Origin of the sequence: Citrobacter sp. Cb080 (genome assembly GCF_030334745.1) — a bacterium.
GTDB lineage: Bacteria > Pseudomonadota > Gammaproteobacteria > Enterobacterales > Enterobacteriaceae > Citrobacter > Citrobacter braakii.
The window spans coordinates 1-17,004 of the sequence record NZ_JAOWDG010000055.1; the positions used below are offsets into that span (position 1 = coordinate 1).

The window sequence follows — 17,004 nt, forward strand, 5'->3', positions numbered from 1 at the left end:
TGACCTGCCCCCACGATTAGATACAACACTCAGTTAGTAACGTCGGAATCTTCATTCTCAGAATGACCCTTTCTCCAGCCCGCTGCAAATTCAGACGGTGTCTGATAATTCAGCGTGGAGTGCGGGCGGCATTCGTTATAATCCTGCCGCCAGTCATTAATAATTTTCCTGGCATGAACGATATCGCTGAACCAGTGCTCATTCAAACATTCATCGCGAAATCGTCCGTTAAAGCTCTCAATAAATCCGTTCTGCGTTGGCTTGCCCGGCTGGATTAAGCGCAACTCAACACCATGCTCAAAGGCCCATTGATCCAGTGCACGGCAAGTGAACTCCGGCCCCTGGTCAGTTCTTATCGTCGCCGGATAGCCTCGAAACAGTGCAATGCTGTCCAGAATACGCGTGACCTGAACGCCTGAAATCCCAAAGGCAACAGTGACCGTCAGGCATTCCTTTGTGAAATCATCGACGCAGGTAAGACACTTGATCCTGCGACCGGTGGAAAGTGCGTCCATGACGAAATCCATCGACCAGGTCAGATTGGGCGCCGCCGGACGGAGCAGCGGCAGACGTTCTGTTGCCAGCCCTTTACGACGTCTTCTGCGTTTTACGCCCAGGCCACTGAGGTGATAAAGCCGGTACACGCGCTTATGATTAACATGAAGCCCTTCACGGCGCAGCAACTGCCAAATACGACGGTAGCCAAAACGCCTGCGCTCCAGTGCCAGCTCAGTGATGCGCCCTGATAAATGCGCATCAGCAGCCGGACGGTGAGCCTCATAGCGGCAGGTCGACAGGGATAAACCTGTAAGCCTGCAGGCACGACGTTGCGACAGACCGGTCGCATCACACATCAACATCACGGCTTCCCGCTTCTGGTCTGTCGTCAGTACTTTCGCCCAAGAGCCACCTGAAGCGCCTCTTTATCCAGCATGGCTTCGGCAAGCAGCTTCTTGAGTCTGGCGTTCTCTTCCTCAAGCGACTTCAGGCGCTTAACTTCAGGCACCTCCATACCGCCATACTTCTTACGCCAGATGTAAAACGTGGCATCGGAAATGGCATGCTTGCGGCAGAGTTCACGGGCGGGTACCCCAGCTTCGGCTTCGCGGAGAATACTGATGATCTGTTCGTCGGAAAAACGCTTCTTCATGGGGATGTCCTCATGTGGCTTATGAAGACATTACTAACATCGGGGTGTACTAATCAACGGGGAGCAGGTCACCATGAAACTAGTTCTCCTTAAGAGGAAATCACTCAAATATGCACAGTAGTGCTGACGATAGGAGACGCATTGAACAGGCAGAAAGCATCAGCAATTTGATTGCTCTGGCGGCGAGTATCAGAACAGGCGCGCAAGTACAGAAAGCATCATTCGCGGATTAGGTTGGGGGCGAAAGGTAGTGATTGTAAAAATCAATGCACGCTTCCTCTACCGTCAAGAGGTCGTCCCTAAGAATCATCTTAGTATTTTGCTAACATTAAAGTATAACGCGAACTTGATCTATAGATTAGGTCAGCCCAGTAATCTGAGGTGGGATAGCAATTTCAGAAAGATTTATGTTTTTGATAAATATATTTTTTTCTTTCATCCCTCGATTCACTTGTAACGATGAACAACAAAAAAAAACAAGAAAAGATGATGTTCGATATAATATTTTGAAAAATTCCTAGATAACAATTGAATATATCTCTTGACCTGTTCCCTGTTGTTGAGCAAGGCACTATTTTAATCATACCTTTGTCAAACTGTGAACTTCCGCTATTCGCTCAAAACAGACCGTCACGTTCCCATTTTATTTTTTTTGATATAACTGATGATTGTATTGAGCCCTCAATAATGAAGGCTCAATACTAGCTCTTCCTATTGTAGAACTTTTTCCTCCAGGAATTTACTCACCATATCAGCAATCTGCACATTATTTAAATCAGAGAACGGGAAGTGGGTATTCCCTTTGATTCCTTCCTCAGGCAGATGCGTCACAGTGACATCTCCGCCATGCTTATTCACCACGTCACGCCACTCGCGAGCCATTGCCAGACGCACGCGCCAGCTGTCTTGCGCGGGCATGGCGACAGGTTTATCAGGGATGTTATCGCCGTAAATAATCAGAATCGGAATTTTAGTCAGTGCCATAAACTGCTCCATCGGCACCGGTTCACCCTTCAGCGTGTCGAACGCGCTTGGCATTGGGGCAGGGAGCTCTTTCTCCGGGAAGACAAAGCTGCTACCAGGCTCGAAGGCGACAATGGCTTTGACCTTGTCATTTTTCATCGCCGTGTACCAGCCTGGTCCGCCACCCTGGGAGTGGGTGAAAAGGATAGCCGGGCCGGATTTATCCACGACGGCGGACATCGCATCGGAGATAACATTGATATCAAACGGCCCGGTATTTGGGGTCATCTGACGGAAATACTGATTCAGGGCTTCTTTGTCGTGAGAAAACTGAACGCCCTTAAAATACTCTGGCCACACGCCAACGCGGAACTGGTTAAACCACATCTGTTCATCCGGTTTAGGCGTAACCGTACCTTCTACCGTCGTGCGCCCGGCGCTGCCCCGGCGGGGCTGATCGACAAGATAAGTTGAGAATCCACGACGCAGGAATATGTTCTGGAATCCTTCGCGACCATCCGGGGTGGTTTCCCAGGTGCGGGAGAACTGACCTGCGCCGTGCAGCATGACGATAGGGTATTTATGCGGATTTTCCGGAATTTGGTAGAACACAGACGCATGATCGCCATGCCAGGTTTGACCCGCAGAGTCCAGCGGCGTTTTCGCGTCAAATTTCCCTGGTGCGGTGATGATAGTGCCACCAGCAGAAAAGCTTCCCTGTTCCTGAATGACCAGCGGCTCGGCGTATACCGACTGAGCCACCATGCCACCCGCCATCGCGCAGATGGCCAGCGTTTTTAAGACAGTTTTCAAGATTACATCCTCTGTTATGTTTGCCGTTCAATCATATCTGAGTTGTCAGCGTGAATTATTTAGCACCTTTGATTGCCCTTATTTGGCAGACTCATGAATGCGGAGGATTAGCACCGTATCGTCTCAAACCAACGCCTAACTGTTTGCTAACGCCCGTTGCAGCGCCTGTTCCGCCCGCGTAGCCGCATCTTCTTCGCCATTTTCACGAAGAACTTGTGCCAGTTGGCGCAGTTGCGCTGCCGTCAGGCCGACTCGCATGCTGGCTCGCGTATGCGATAACAGCTGAGCTTCAACGCCCGGCGTGGCGGCTAATGCGCCAACCGTTGCCAGCTCGCGGCTTTGCCAGTCGAGGTTATCGCGGGCGAAAATGTCGCCGAACAGATGCGTTTGTAGGAATTGATTAATGACCGGGGCAAAATCAAACAGAGGTCCCTGGACGGGGGCGCCGGAGATTTTAGTCTGGTTTGCGGTACCGACACGGCGAAGCTCATCTCCGACAGGGATGGCGGCGACCGGCTCTTTACCTTCAACGTCTTCAACGCCACGTTGTTTACGTGCTTCGACGACTTTCATCAGTTCATTCAGCGCGTTCAGGCTACGGGGAAATCCCGTATAGGCATAGAGCTGGACGAGAATCTCTTTGGTCTCGTTTATCGTGAGTCCTGCATCAAGCCCCTGATTCAGTGCCGCATTCAGCTTATCCATCTGACTGCTGGCCATTGATGCCGCAATCAACGGGATGGCTTGCTGGCGAGCTGACAGCGTATCTGAAACCGTTTGTTCGTGGTTCATTTCTGAGGCTCCTTTATTGACGGGCGCAGCATGTGCCGTGAGACCCAAACCAAAGGTCAGCAGTACCGCTGCCGTTAATGCCTTAATGGGCGTGGTATTGTTCATCTGTCACTTTCTCCATCCAGTTAACGCTTTTGCCATCCACAATCCCGGTTATCGCCAGGTGCGTCATTGCGCTGCCGGGGGCCGCCCCGTGCCAGTGTTTGACGCCCGCCGGGCAAGAGACAACGTCGCCAGCGCGGATGACCTGCACCGGCTGGCCTTCTTGTTGGGTAAGCCCAATTCCCGAGGTCACAATCAGCCGCTGCCCTGCCGGATGAGTATGCCAGGCGGAACGAGCACTTGGCTCAAAGGTGACATAAGCCCCGGAAACGCTAATTTCGTTATCTGGTTTGAAGAGAGGATCAACCCGGACGCGACCGGTAAAGTTCTCTGCTGCCCCGTACACCGCATTCTGGCTTCCGGCGGTGGCGATATGGACAGCGGGATTTTGCTCCGCCGCCCAGGATGAAAACGTAAAGAGGGGCAGTAACAGCCCGAGGTAACGTAAATGTCTGATCATGCAAAGCGTCCTTATCTACAATGATGGAGAGGGTCTGCAATGATTCTAATCAGGGGGAGATGTCGTCAGACTGACGCCAGCCTGACAATTCTGTCAGTTAACCCTTATTATGGTGACGCTGCTTTGTCTTTTCTAAAAATAAGGCCCCAAAGCGAAAACCGTGTAATTAATGAAAATAAAACAATAATGGCCAGGTAGCGTAGATAAAAAAGTAGGGCAGATTCATCGTAATCGAAAAAGGAGAAATCGACCTTTATCAACAAATAATCGAGATAGTCCTGGTTCAGTAATTCGTACAATCCCAGTAGTGCGATTAGCGAAAAAACTCCTGGCATCATGACATTTGCAAAGAATGAATTGCTGGAGATGTTCAGGACCCGGCAGAAAAAGGTTGCCAGCATTTTCCAGTGCAACCCGATATGCAGCGCCAGAATGAGCATTCCCCAGTGGACCAACGTCATGTGTACTTTCCTGACCCCGCTCGCCGGGTTGTGGAACGCCAGGTCCAGAAGGATATGTCGGGACAGCATCATGCCCGAGACAATCGCGGTCAGAATGACAACGAATGTCACTGCATTAATGATTCTGTTAACTACCAGCATGGTTAACGGAATATTGGGCGACAGTGACCACAAGCGATGCCGGTTAAGATATAAATGCAGCATGATGAGCAGCGTAAAAATAATACCCGCCCATTCATGCACGATTTCACCGTGAAGGTGAAATCCCATCAATACCAACAGAAGTAACGTCATCAGCGCATCCTGCATGACCTGGAAAATATAAATTTTCTTCATGTCGATGGATTAACGCTGTGGCTGGACTTGTTTTACCCATTGCTCAACCTGCGCGGGTACGTCAGGAGCTGAAATATCGTTGCGCGAGATCGCGAGCGCACGAGTGACTAATTTGGCCTGTGGCTGCATGCGAGCAATTTCTCGCAGGGAGTCGGCTAACCTGCTGCCACCATGGGTGGTAAAGGGAACGACCGTTTTGCCTGCAAAGTCATTTTGCTCAAAGAGGCTGTATATCACCATTGGCATGGTATACCACCAGATGGGGTAGCCGACGTAAATGGTGTCGTAATCGCTCAGGTCAGGGAGCGGCGTTTTTAGCGAGGGTCTGGCTTTCGTTTGCTGTTCCTTTTCGGCAACGCGCAAAAGTGCATCATGCTGGCGAGGGTAGGGAGTGGCGGTTTCAATGCGAAACAGGTCGCCGTGAGTCTGCTTCTGAATAAGTTGCGCAATAAACTGCGTGCTGCCGGTCTCTGGCGTATTTTTTTGTAATACGCTGGCCCCGGAAAAACCATCCACGGCACCAGGTTTCATCTCCTCTGGTTGTGAAAAGTAGATAATCAGCGTGCGGGCGTGCGCGGATGAATCCTCTGATGCGAACGCGGGCTGCCCCAGAAGCCCCATGACCATCATCGCCAGAAACCCGCTAAATACCTTTTTCATTCTCACTGTTTCATTCCTTCAATCAGCCGTGGTGAGTATCAGCAGTGATTCTGGCGCAGATAGCCTGACATCAGACTGACGACTCTCTGACAATTTTGTCAGAAGTCTTTGCGCGCGGAGATCCCGATTTTGTCTCTGAAATCAGTCTCCCGGTTCGGATAGCGTCAGGCTGTTTAGCAAACGTCAGGCCAAAGGTATTGATACCGTTCTCGCTACGGGCAAAGACATCTCCCCGGTGCATAATGGCGACGGCACGGACAATCGACAGGCCCAGCCCATGATGGGTATCACTCCTGGCTCGGGAGGTGTCAACACGATAGAACCGTTCGAAAAGCCGGTGTAAGTGCTCTGGCGCTATTGGATCGCCAGGGTTAGAAACGTCTACACAAGCTTGATTGCCTTTTTCGCTTAAGCGCACCGTAACCGTGCTATTGGAAGGGGAATGCCTGGCGCTATTTTCCAGCAAATTAGCCAGTGAACGGTGAAACAGCCGCCTGTCGATATGCGCCGTGACGTCGCCCTCAACCTCCAGCGAAAGCTGTTTTTCAGCAAAAGAGGGTTCAACATATTCCGCTGTTTTCAGGGTTTCTTCTCGCAGGGACACCTGCGTAAGCTGGGAAGCATGTTCACCTGCGTGCGCATGAGACAGGAACAGCATGTCGTTAACTATCGACGTCATGCGTTCAAGCTCTTCCAGATTGGAACCCAATAACTCTTCCAGTTCATCTTGTGAACGTCGGCGTGATAGCCCGAGTTGCGTCTGACCGATCAGGTTAGTCAGCGGGGTACGAAGTTCATGCGCAACATCGGCATTAAAGCTCTCGAGCTGTCGCCAGGCGATTTCCTGACGCTCTAACACGCCGTTAAATGATGATGCCAGTTGCTGCAGTTCTTCGGGCAACGCGCGGGTATTCAGGCGCTGGCCATGGTCACCTGGTGCAAGGTGTTGTGCCTGCTGACTGAGCATGCCCACCGGACGCAGGCCAATCCGTGAAACAACGTATCCCAGTAAGGCGACAATCAGTACGCCCAGCGCGGCAATAATCAGCAGCGTCCGTGTGAACGCATCGAGTGTGCCCATATACGGCGTAGAGTCGATGGCAACCACATAGCGCAGCTCAGGCCTTTCACCGTTGGCGGGGATGGTTTTCACTAACAGGAACAGTGAGCATGCACCTTCCGATGCGCCGGGCACTTTATTAAATCCCTCCTGCAAAGAGGACCACTGAACGCTCACCGGTGGTATTCCCCCCATGCTAAAGCGCGGGTTATCGCTCACTATCCAGTAGCGAACGCGCTCACCTTCAGAATTGGTTAGCAGAGTAAATTTATTAGCCAACGTCGACCAGCCGTCAGCCGAGGTTCGTGCGGCGATCCACGGACTCATTAATGATTCCCGGAACAACAGTTCGTTGTGCATCTGCTTTTGCAAAGAGTCATGTAAGGAGCTTCTGAGCAAGATGCCGATAATGGACACAATCAGCAGCGCGGATAAGGCAAACATCAGCGCCAGGTGAACGGAGATGGAACGTTTAGGCATGCTGAGCCTCTTCATTTATTCCGACCGGACTTCGAGGACATACCCCATGCCACGAACGGTATGTAACAGTTTGACGTCGAATGGGGCATCCACTTTGGCTCGCAGACGTTTAATGGCGACTTCAACCACATTGGCATCGCTGTCAAAATTCATGTCCCATATCTGCTCAGCAATCATCATTTTTGACAGAATCTCCCCCTGATGCCGGGCCAGAAGACTTAACAGGGAAAACTCTTTTGCGGTCAACTCCAGTCGCGTTCCGGCGCGAAATACGCGGCGGGCCAGCAGGTCGAGATGCAGATCGTGAATTTGCAGTTGGGTGATGTCTGCGCCATCCGTGGAGCGGCGACGCACCAGAGCCTGAATGCGCGCCACCAGTTCAATCAGCGAAAAGGGTTTAGGGAGATAATCATCCGCGCCAAGCCGAAGCCCTTTGACGCGCTCGTCGACCGAACCGCGGGCCGAGAGCATCAGTACCGGCGTTTGTTTGACGGCCCGCACCCCCTCGAGTACCCGGTAGCCATCCATCCCCGGCAGCATCACATCAAGGATTATCGCGTCGTAGTCAAGCTCCAGCGCGTAATGAAGACCTTCAGCGCCATCTGCAGAGACATCTACCGTAAATCCCGATTCACTCAACGCACGGTTGAGATAGGTTGACGTTTTTTCTTCATCTTCGACTAGCAACAGGCGCATAACGGGATTTCCTCTTAACTGTTCAATCGGGTTATTCTGCCTCTTGATTGCCAACATAAAGCTGACGCTTACCTGACAGCATTGTCAGAAACATGAAGCCATCTCAGCCTGCTTGCTGACAAAAATGTTATTTACCTGTCACGATGCTGACAGGCCTCTCTCTCTAACCTGAGTCGGCACATTTAAATCCGCAAGCCTGAAACTCATCGGGAGAGACCATGAAATTCAATCTGTTAACTGCAATACTGCTCACGGCAATAACCGGGGCCACCTCAGTCAATGCGGCTGATTACAAAAAAAATCCATTCACCCTGGCCTATGACGGTGCCATCACTGATAACGTCAAAGGCAAGGTCAACATTCATCCGGTGAAGTACGATCTGCATGGCATTCAGATAGCTGCGAATGTCTATACCCCTGCTAACTACGATCCCGCCAAAAAATACCCTGCCGTGGTGGTTGCACATCCGAATGGCGGCGTAAAAGAGCAGGTCGCAGGTTTGTATGCCCAGCGTCTCGCCGAACAGGGCTACATCACGATTACTGCCGACGCGGCTTATCAGGGCGCGAGCGGTGGGATGCCTCGCAGCGTGGATAAACCCGCTAATCGTATCGAGGATATCCACGGCATGGCTGACTACATCAGCCAGTATCCGGGAGTGGATACTTCCCGCCTCGGTCTGCTGGGTGTTTGCGGAGGTGGCGGTTATTCACTTGTTGCGGCCGAAACGGATCAACGGTTTAAATCGATTGCAACCATCAGCATGTTTAATTCAGGCCTGGTGCGCCGCAACGGTTTTCAGGACTCACAGTTGGATACTATTCAGCAGCGTCTTCAGCAGGCTTCTGACGCACGTGCTCAGGAAGCTTCCGGAGGCGAAGTCCTGTACTCCGGTGATGCCAATCTGACTGATGAACAGATCGCTAAGTTACCTTTTGCCTTATATCGACAGGGCTATGAGTACTACTGGAAAACTCACGCGCACCCGAACTCTACGTTTAAATACACGACAAGCAGCCTGTTAGATTTGATGAGTTTTGACGTTACGGACCATATCAATCTCATCAATAAACCGCTGCTGATGATTGCTGGCACAAAAGCGGATACGCTCTATATGACGGAAGATGCGTTTGCGAAAGCCACCGGTACAAAAGACAAAGAACTCTTCCTGATCGATGGCGCTACCCATATCGAGACGTATTGGGTTCCTGAGTACGTCGACAAGGCTTTGCAAAAGCTGGACGTCTTCTTCGATAAGAGTATTTAACCCCTATCAGACGATACCTTTGGCCAGCCACTCAGGCTGGTCATATCAGGACATAATGAGTGTGTCCGCATGTGACCAAGACTAACGAAGTCGGGAGGAAAGATAATTACGCACATTAAATAGCCGCTATGAATGAAATTCATAAAACGGCAGCGACATCTGAGGATTATTTTTTGCCTGTAAGGTTTTACTTCGTGGTCCAGGCCAACTTTAGGTTTAGCATTACCGCATTGAATTCCGGTGAGCATAACGAGCTCTTGTTTGTACTGTCTCGTTACGAGATGGATTTACACTCTATGAAATGAAAAAATCCACGCAATTGCGTGGATTTTGTAGACTTTTTCAATATTCATGAGATTTGATGAAACCTCATGAGACGAGAAGTTTTGTTTAGACGTTGAACAAAAATTAATGTCTCAATATCTTGTTTTTATTGTTAATATATTTTAATTTCTTTAGTTATACTCACTTTTGTACTCATCTTTGACTTTGTTTGCCACGCGAATGGACGGATGAAGTGTGTTGTCGTTTGCCACCACAGAACTATATCTGGCGATCTGCGACGGATACACAGTGCAAAGCAAACCTGAATTTTGCTAGTGTAGCGGGTTTGTAAATCCCATACTCATTAGTTCAGACGTGCCAGCGCCAGCTCTTTTTTGCCAGTATGTCCTACAGCATGGTTTTGTCGAAGCTCAGTCGGCAACCAGTCGCATCTGTTCCAATTCTAAGGGGAAATCCCATCATATTCTTGCGTCACGTATGAAATGTGGAATCGGAGGTACTCAGCTTACGACAAACTTCCGGCACAGATGTACCCAACTCGTCCAACTTCAGGGCAAAGATAATCTGTTTGTCGGTAAATCGTAACATTTTCATCGGTATAACCTCCGCTTAGGGGAGTGAATATCATGCCGGAGTCCGGTTTTTGAATGGCACAGAATGTCGGGGTAGGGTGAAAAAATCAAACATGCTGATGTAAGATTTGTTGTGCTAATGTATAATCTTTCCTCATGATTTTATGGATAAATTGATAATCCATTGAGAGTTTTTGCACAGTTATAAAAGAATTTTGGCATGGGTATATGAACAGTATTTTCGAAAGAGACAATGATAATATCCGAGTACTTTCACTATTCTCCGGTTGTGGTGGTATGGATTTTGGGATTACCTCAGCCGGTGGAGACATCGTCTTTGCCAACGATGTCGTAGAGAATGCCTGTAAAACATTAGGAAATTATTTCCCCGATACTGATGTCAGACATAGCGATATCTCTCAAATTCAGTCTTTTCCAGATGTTGATATTGTTGTTGGTGGCTATCCTTGCCAGTCATTTTCAATGGCAGGTAACAGAAAACCAAACAATGACGACAGAACAAATCTTTATAAACACTTTCTACGGGTATTAGAGACCGTTCGGCCTAAGTATTTTGTTGCTGAGAATGTTTCTGGCTTGAAACATTTGGGAGCCGGTAGTTTTCTGGAACAACAGCTCACAGCATACAAAGCTGCCGGATACCAGGTCAGCTATCATATGGTAAACGCAAGGGCTTATGGCGTACCTCAGTCACGCAAGCGTTTGTTTATCATTGGTGTCAGAAACGATCTGGGGCAATACTTTGAATTTCCTGCTGAAACACATGGCAAAGCGACAAAAAAGAATCCTCATTTAAAACCCTATGTTTCGCATGGTGAGGCTATTAGGGATTTACCACTATGGCCTGAAGGTGAGTTTTACGAACGACCACATGATCCTGAAGGGCATTTCTCATGGTATTTCATGTCCCGAAATCGTAAAGCTCTATGGGACAGCCCTGCTTACACCGTCGTAGCTAACTGGCGTCATGTGACATTACATCCTGCCAGCCCGGTGATGAAGTTAACATGGTCAAACCTGGAGGATGGCTGGAAGCAGCGCTGGGACTTTTCTGATGAATATGAGCATCTAATTGTTGATACTTCTCGTCCCAAACTGGAACAGGCAAGGCGGTTATCATGGCGGGAATGTGCACGAATACAAACTTTTCCACAGGGTTTTGAGCCTGTAGGAGACGTCGAGTCAAAATTTACCCAAATTGGTAATGCTGTTCCTCCACTGCTGGCTGAGGTACTTTTTCGGCATTTATTTTCTGGTACTGGTTTGAAAATGATGACAGCGAACGGTAATTAGGCGGTGAGTATGGATGATTCTTTCCCGGTTACTTTAGAAGAATGGAATGCTGAACTAGTAAAGATCGTCTTTCTTGAGTCTTCGCATACGGGCTCGACTTTAAGCCGAATTGATACTACGGGCCGCATTTTTGAGCAACTTGCAGGTCCACGTAGCAAAGAGGATGCTAAGCGAAGTTTCCTGATTTCGTTTGGAAAAAAAGCGTCTAAAATCCAGGATGCTCTCAGAGATGAGTCGCGATTAGACATTTTAGCGCAAATAAAAGGATACCCTACTTATTTTGCCGTTTTATATTTAACATTACTTGCTGCCAGTGCTGATGATGAAACACATGACGAAGGGGATTTTCGGGTTCGATTTTCTGTGCTGCTTGGCTTTGATAAAAATAAAAAATTTGTTTTTACTGAATTACCCAACTTATGGGAAAGGTTAGAAAGATGGAGTAGTAAAAGACAAAACTGTACCCGTTTAATCTTGCCAAGGCCATCAAAGCATGAAAGATTGATTGGGTATTCCAAGAGAATTGCTTTTCCCTGCTACAAAGATGAGGTCTTTTTACGGAATATTCTCATCGATAATAAACTAGATAACTATTCAACTTTTGAATCAGTTAATAAGGTAGTACATCAATATATATCTTATTTTAGCGAGGTTTTTAACCAAGAGTTTATTGAGTTCAGAACATTACTTTCAAAGGCTGCCATGCAGCAGGCTTATGACTCTCCTTTTTGGGGCGCTGTTCGTGATATCACTGTACATACGGAGAGAGAACAACTCAAAGAGAATGGTAAGTATTGTATTCACATGGAGTTTAATGATTCAGGTAATCCGGAGATTTATCTTCTTATGGATGACGCTGCTGCTACAGCCTCAGAAATCCAGCATTATTACTCCTTGCCTAATGAAATAGAGAACTATAATAATATATATTACGAACGAGACATAGGCACCACATTAAATTCCTTGGATTTATTATTAAAAAAACGGAAGGGTTATTTCTATAAATCACGAGTGGGAGTCGCATTGCGGTCTGGGTGTTTACCGCTTTTTCGTGATGATTTTTGTCATATTAGTTCAGAAGGAGAATATTATGAAGATTCTCCAACCTATTTAATACTTCATCATACATATGCAGACAGTGTTTTCACTGTCTTGAAGAAGGTTGGCGAAAGAGTACAACGTCGGGATATTAAATCTACCAAATGGTCGATAGTTTCTTCCGATAAAGTTGGCAGGCAAACGCTGGATAAGATTGCCCGTTTGTTACCAGAAGAAGCCAGTCGTTTTCTAATACAGGGATGGCAGCCTGCTCGACCTCGTATGTCAGGTGCAGCGCGATTTGGACAGGCTATACTGCTTAACCCTGCCAGTACACCGATAATTCATATGCCTGAAGTACTAAGAGGATGCTATGTCATCAGCAATAAAGACGGAGAAGAATTAACTCATGGCTCGCTATCTCAGGGAGCTGAAGGATTATTCATTCCACCAGAGGAGTTGATGGAAATATCTGGTCAGGCATTTTGTCGCTACGAACTTACGTTAGCGCATTCAGATATCCCAGTAAATTTTGATGTGCACGTGTTAGATCATGCGCCTTACGCCACTTATTGTAAAATTTCAGAGCCACATGATTGGCTGACTGATGGACCATCGGGAGTATTAATGGCGTTAGGGGATACGGCAGTGATCCCCCCACTGAAACGCGAAGAAATAACGCCATTGAGTGGTGCTCAGATGTTATGGCAGTATGAAAATGGCTTTCCTGTAACATGTCAATATACTGAATTACATAATATACCCGCAGCATTTGACTGGATCGCTGAAGCGCTGGCCTTGCGTTTTCAACGCCGTAGCACATTGCCTTTTGGTGAATTAAAAAAACATATTGAACCGGTATCACAGGTAACGAGGATACCCGAATGGCAATTGCGTCGCATGCTCTTTGCCGCTGGCTGGCTTTGTGTAGTACAACGACGTCATGCGCCATATTCGTTAGTCTCATTGGCTGAAAGAACCATTTCCGTTGATGTCACTGAGCAGGGAATTGTTGCCCGAATTCTGGGGATGTTTACAAGAAGTGAACGTAATCTTCTACAAGAAGCACTTAATAACGGTGAGCGAATAGGGCGTCGGTTAGTTGAGGATAACGGCTGTTCAATGGGTTGTATTGAATTGCATCTGTCAGCCAGAGAGCGTGTCCATGCTTTCATTGAACAGTTTGGGTTACGTTTGGTTAATCACGACGATTTCCCCGTAAATGCTTTGAGCGGAGTATTGCTACCGATGTCTCAAATGCAGTTTACCCCGGCTTTACCCCCGGATCTCCATGTGTCGCTATGGCAAGCTGAAAAATACCAATGGTCAGAAGAACAGCGGATTACTCAAACGGCAAATAATCTATTGATACGGTGTCAGGAAAAACAGCGTTATCGTTATTTTATTAGGCAGAATGCTGGATACTGGCAAACCGATAGCTTCTCCTGGGCCTTAATGGCTCAGATGATATGTTCAGGAGAAACGGTTGGTGTGCAAAAAGGCGATAGTGGCTGGTGCTGGTCAACGAAAATTATTGCGTTACCGCCCTCCGTTTTACAGTGGTGGATCCATGTTGCCCATGGATGCTTGTCGATAACAGATAACGGTGGTTACTTATTTGCAGGGGGGAAAGTTCCACTCTGGGACAATGTAATGACCTTCCCCTCCTGTCAACGAGCGTTGGCACGACGGAACAGAGCGCTGACAACACGCAAGTTGCGCAGAACCTTACAGTAATTTTACAGAATCAGGTGGTAAGGAGAACGTTTAAGATGGCTAAAAAGAAAAATATTATCAGCGACCGGCTGGGCCAAATGTACTACTTCGGTACAGAATCTCATGAATTGATCAGATGCTTGCAAGAGTGCAAGCAAAGACTCACCAGAAATGGCGCTAAAGCGGATAATTTACCGAAAGGACCGGAGAAAAGGTTACATTTTCTCCGTACGTTACCACCTAAGGCCAAACCTGTTGTGTCTGATTGGCTTCGTGAAAATTTAACGTTTTCTGAACAAAATGACCCACAAATTGTTCTTAGAGATCTGTTAGAAGCAGAAAGTAATGCAGAAGATATTGAACTCTGTAAACCGTTATGGCGCACCATTCTGGGATTCTATATCTCTTCTGACTGCCCTGAAATTATAACGAAATTCCTGAATGGTGAAGAAATTGATTTACCCCAACATGGTGTTTCTGACTCCTTGACAATTAATTTCACTGACGAAGACATTGAACAATGTGCCTTAATTAGTCAGGGTAAAGAAATTTCTATGCCAGAGCGCACTATTCCACTGTTTGTTGGGGGATTGGTTGACGCTCTTAGGGGAACGCGTACAGCCGATAATCGATGGCGGACAAAGCTATCAGAACATTCTTTACCGCTGGCGCGAAAATTGGGTGAACTTATCGATCAGTTTGAAGCCAGTCACGACCTTAAAAAAATGGATGGTACCAGTGTAATACAGGCTCCTCCCGTTGTTTCCAAAGAAATCGACAGTTCGATGGACGAAGTTATGTTCATTGGAAAAGTGTTAGCGTTAACCGCGTCCGGCGCTTTTTTTGTTACGCCGATTAGTCTGTTAATTAATGGCAACCTACGAGACCTCCCGGAGGAACTGGTAAAAGATCTTTTCCCTCATGGTGGTGAAGCCATTGGTTTTGAGAATCATTTCAGCAAAAAATTTACTCGGGGTGAAATTGCAATATGGAAAGCCCGATATCAGCCGTCTGATAAACCCGCGCAGTATGTCATTACTGACTACCTGTCGCGCGTTTATCCTGTCGTCGCGCTGCCTCATGCCTCTGATGAACCTGATACTGTCAGAGAGTGGTTACTCACCAGCTACCAACCGCAAAACGATACGTCGGTCATTTTTCAGCTAAGTGATGGAGTATCCCTGAGATTACCGGGTGACTTGTCTGATCCTAAAAAATATGACTTTGATATGCCGCTGGAGAGTTATCGTCAGGTTCCTCAGACATTACTTGGTTCTCATGCCCTCACGGTGATCACTGAACTCCCTCAGGTAAGTGAAAAGTATGATTGTGCTGAAGCTACTACGTGGATCAAACGCCTGCTTAAACGAACTGATTCAGCAAAAGACTTCCCTCAATTCAGTAAAGGGCAGCTACAAAACTTAACCCATTTTATTGCTGAACATGAATCTGATAATGAGGCATCCTATCTTCGTGCAGTATCTCATCTGGAACAGATAGCAGATACAAGATCCTTTCTTAATGATACGACTCAACAGTTACTGGCTTTACCTGAGGTTGAGGCGCAAATTAATATTGAGAAACAGGAAATACTGACTCGTTACGAAGACGAACAGTATCAGATTAAACAATCAATAATGGTATTATCTGAAAAGAAAATACAGCTTGAAAATGTAATAGCCGATCAGAAGAAAAAACTGAAAAAAGAGACCGATCGAATTAATAAAGCACTACGTCAGCAAGAAAATGAGCTGGAACAACGGATTAAAAAGACCTTCGAAGCCGCATCTCAAGCGGGAGTGGAAACGCTAGCCCAGACAGCGCTACTGCGGGCGATTATCAAAAATGAAACAGCGCAGGAACAACCTGTCCAACAACGGATAACACCAGAACCTGTAGCCGAATCAGTAAATTCTAATTTCCCATTAGCAGAGGTGAGCATCCTGACTCGCAAGCATCAACTATCATTGGCTATCGAAAAACAGGCACAGGCAACGGGACTAAGTGAATCTTTATTATCCAGCCTGATTGCCACTGCGAGTATTACACCCGCGATCGGATTGATGGGAAAACAGACAAAACAGACTATCGCTTCATTAGCGAACCTTTTAGCTGGTAATGTTTGGGGGGAAGTATCGGTACATAGCGATCATTTTAGCTTCAGCGATTTAATGAACTCCCCCACGCTGATCCGCTTATCCGGCGATACTCATACCATGACACTGGGCGATTTTTTGACCCAACAACAAGAGGCAGGGCTGGCGAGCATTATTGAATTGCGTGGTTTTAACCGTACTCCGCCAGAAACGCTGCTCCCCGAACTCCACGAGTGTTTATTCAGAACTCCCCATTCTGCCGCATGCAGTTGGACGGATCGGCGACAGGCTTTGCGACATTTGCCCATCCGGCACCCAATACTTTTTTTACTCACATTCACCACCGGGAAAAGCACGTTTCCATTACAGGCTCCTCTTGCTTACCAGTTACCTCTGTTTCTGGCAGAGAATATATGGTCGGATGAACGGCCATTTGAGCAAAATACTGACATCACGCCTTCTCGTATTGCCCCAGAACTATGGCAGACAATCTATGTGGACAACCACCAGCCAGAACACCCGGCTTGTGCGCCATGGGAAGCACTAAAAGCAGCGCTACTCTCTTTACTTCCTGATGAACAAGCGCAAGCCGTTGCCCGTCTGGCTTACGGTCTCGGTCGTAGTACAACACAAGATATTGCGACCACGATTGACATTCTTGCACCGGAATTAGGGCCATATGTTCAGGAAATGACTAGCGGTGAATCGGCAAGCGTACTTGAGCACCTTTTCCAGTTATAAG

The 17,004-nt window shown here is 47.6% G+C and carries 13 protein-coding genes; 4 read left to right on the forward strand and 9 right to left on the reverse strand.

The window, feature by feature from the left end:
- Nucleotides 1–29: 29 nt before the first annotated feature.
- From OGV38_RS09835 to OGV38_RS09870, 8 genes are all read right to left on the reverse strand, one after another.
- Nucleotides 30–1,150 (reverse strand): IS3-like element ISSen4 family transposase gene (locus OGV38_RS09835; RefSeq protein WP_096147877.1). Its coding sequence is split into 2 segments (ribosomal slippage): nt 30–892 and nt 892–1,150, totalling 1,122 coding nucleotides; the frame shifts between segments, so codons are not numbered across the junction.
- Nucleotides 1,151–1,861: 711 nt separating this feature from the next.
- Nucleotides 1,862–2,926 carry an alpha/beta hydrolase gene (locus OGV38_RS09840; RefSeq protein WP_181500332.1) on the reverse strand — a complete coding sequence of 355 codons (1,065 nt, stop codon included), beginning with the start codon at nt 2,924–2,926 and terminating at the stop codon, nt 1,862–1,864.
- A gap of 135 nt (nt 2,927–3,061) precedes the next feature.
- Nucleotides 3,062–3,823, reverse strand: a complete 762-nt coding sequence (locus OGV38_RS09845) for a carboxymuconolactone decarboxylase family protein (protein WP_047358267.1) — start codon at nt 3,821–3,823, stop codon at nt 3,062–3,064.
- Nucleotides 3,801–4,280, reverse strand: a complete 480-nt coding sequence (locus OGV38_RS09850) for a (R)-mandelonitrile lyase (protein ID WP_181500333.1) — start codon at nt 4,278–4,280, stop codon at nt 3,801–3,803. The genes OGV38_RS09845 and OGV38_RS09850 overlap by 23 nt, the downstream gene beginning before the upstream one ends.
- Nucleotides 4,281–4,387: 107 nt before the next feature.
- The gene (locus OGV38_RS09855) at nt 4,388–5,035 is read right to left on the reverse strand and encodes a DUF4405 domain-containing protein (protein ID WP_181500334.1); all 648 of its coding nucleotides are present in this window, start codon (nt 5,033–5,035) and stop codon (nt 4,388–4,390) included.
- A gap of 51 nt (nt 5,036–5,086) precedes the next feature.
- Nucleotides 5,087–5,737, reverse strand: a complete 651-nt coding sequence (locus tag OGV38_RS09860; protein WP_032931593.1) for a flavodoxin — start codon at nt 5,735–5,737, stop codon at nt 5,087–5,089.
- Between the two features lie 70 nt (nt 5,738–5,807).
- Nucleotides 5,808–7,277 carry a heavy metal sensor histidine kinase gene (locus tag OGV38_RS09865; protein WP_181500335.1) on the reverse strand — a complete coding sequence of 490 codons (1,470 nt, stop codon included), beginning with the start codon at nt 7,275–7,277 and terminating at the stop codon, nt 5,808–5,810.
- A gap of 15 nt (nt 7,278–7,292) precedes the next feature.
- Nucleotides 7,293–7,973, reverse strand: a complete 681-nt coding sequence (locus tag OGV38_RS09870; protein ID WP_141875255.1) for a heavy metal response regulator transcription factor — start codon at nt 7,971–7,973, stop codon at nt 7,293–7,295.
- A gap of 218 nt (nt 7,974–8,191) precedes the next feature.
- On the opposite strand from OGV38_RS09870, the gene OGV38_RS09875 reads away from it, so the two are divergent.
- The gene (locus OGV38_RS09875) at nt 8,192–9,241 is read left to right on the forward strand and encodes an alpha/beta hydrolase (protein WP_286473243.1); all 1,050 of its coding nucleotides are present in this window, start codon (nt 8,192–8,194) and stop codon (nt 9,239–9,241) included.
- 756 nt (nt 9,242–9,997) lie between these two features.
- On the opposite strand, the gene OGV38_RS09880 is transcribed toward OGV38_RS09875, so the two are convergent.
- Nucleotides 9,998–10,120 (reverse strand): transposase, encoded by a 123-nt coding sequence (locus tag OGV38_RS09880; protein ID WP_219817862.1) that lies wholly within the window; start codon nt 10,118–10,120, stop codon nt 9,998–10,000.
- A gap of 206 nt (nt 10,121–10,326) precedes the next feature.
- Between OGV38_RS09880 and OGV38_RS09885 the strand changes: the two genes are divergently transcribed.
- Genes OGV38_RS09885 through OGV38_RS09895 form a run of 3 tightly spaced genes read left to right on the forward strand, consistent with a single transcriptional unit; the run spans nt 10,327 to nt 17,003 of the window.
- Complete coding sequence (locus OGV38_RS09885; RefSeq protein ID WP_102601651.1) at nt 10,327–11,412, forward strand: DNA cytosine methyltransferase; 1,086 nt, start codon at nt 10,327–10,329, stop codon at nt 11,410–11,412.
- A gap of 9 nt (nt 11,413–11,421) precedes the next feature.
- Nucleotides 11,422–14,187: a hypothetical protein gene (locus tag OGV38_RS09890; protein ID WP_286473244.1), complete on the forward strand. Its 2,766-nt coding sequence runs from the start codon at nt 11,422–11,424 to the stop codon at nt 14,185–14,187.
- 35 nt (nt 14,188–14,222) lie between these two features.
- Complete coding sequence (locus OGV38_RS09895) at nt 14,223–17,003, forward strand: kinetochore protein (RefSeq protein WP_102601653.1); 2,781 nt, start codon at nt 14,223–14,225, stop codon at nt 17,001–17,003.
- The last annotated feature ends 1 nt before the right edge of the window (nt 17,004 follow it).

Excerpts from the sequence above, each read along its gene's own strand:
- OGV38_RS09885 (WP_102601651.1), top strand. The coding sequence starts at position 10,327 with ATGAACAGTATTTTCGAAAGAGACAATGATAATATCCGAGTACTTTCA.
- OGV38_RS09875 (WP_286473243.1), top strand. The coding sequence starts at position 8,192 with ATGAAATTCAATCTGTTAACTGCAATACTGCTCACGGCAATAACCGGG.
- OGV38_RS09870 (WP_141875255.1), bottom strand. The coding sequence starts at position 7,973 with ATGCGCCTGTTGCTAGTCGAAGATGAAGAAAAAACGTCAACCTATCTC.
- OGV38_RS09895 (WP_102601653.1), top strand. The coding sequence starts at position 14,223 with ATGGCTAAAAAGAAAAATATTATCAGCGACCGGCTGGGCCAAATGTAC.
- OGV38_RS09880 (WP_219817862.1), bottom strand. The coding sequence starts at position 10,120 with ATGAAAATGTTACGATTTACCGACAAACAGATTATCTTTGCCCTGAAG.
- OGV38_RS09890 (WP_286473244.1), top strand. The coding sequence starts at position 11,422 with ATGGATGATTCTTTCCCGGTTACTTTAGAAGAATGGAATGCTGAACTA.
- OGV38_RS09860 (WP_032931593.1), bottom strand. The coding sequence starts at position 5,737 with ATGAAAAAGGTATTTAGCGGGTTTCTGGCGATGATGGTCATGGGGCTT.
- OGV38_RS09855 (WP_181500334.1), bottom strand. The coding sequence starts at position 5,035 with ATGACGTTACTTCTGTTGGTATTGATGGGATTTCACCTTCACGGTGAA.
- OGV38_RS09845 (WP_047358267.1), bottom strand. The coding sequence starts at position 3,823 with ATGAACAATACCACGCCCATTAAGGCATTAACGGCAGCGGTACTGCTG.
- OGV38_RS09865 (WP_181500335.1), bottom strand. The coding sequence starts at position 7,277 with ATGCCTAAACGTTCCATCTCCGTTCACCTGGCGCTGATGTTTGCCTTA.
- OGV38_RS09850 (WP_181500333.1), bottom strand. The coding sequence starts at position 4,280 with ATGATCAGACATTTACGTTACCTCGGGCTGTTACTGCCCCTCTTTACG.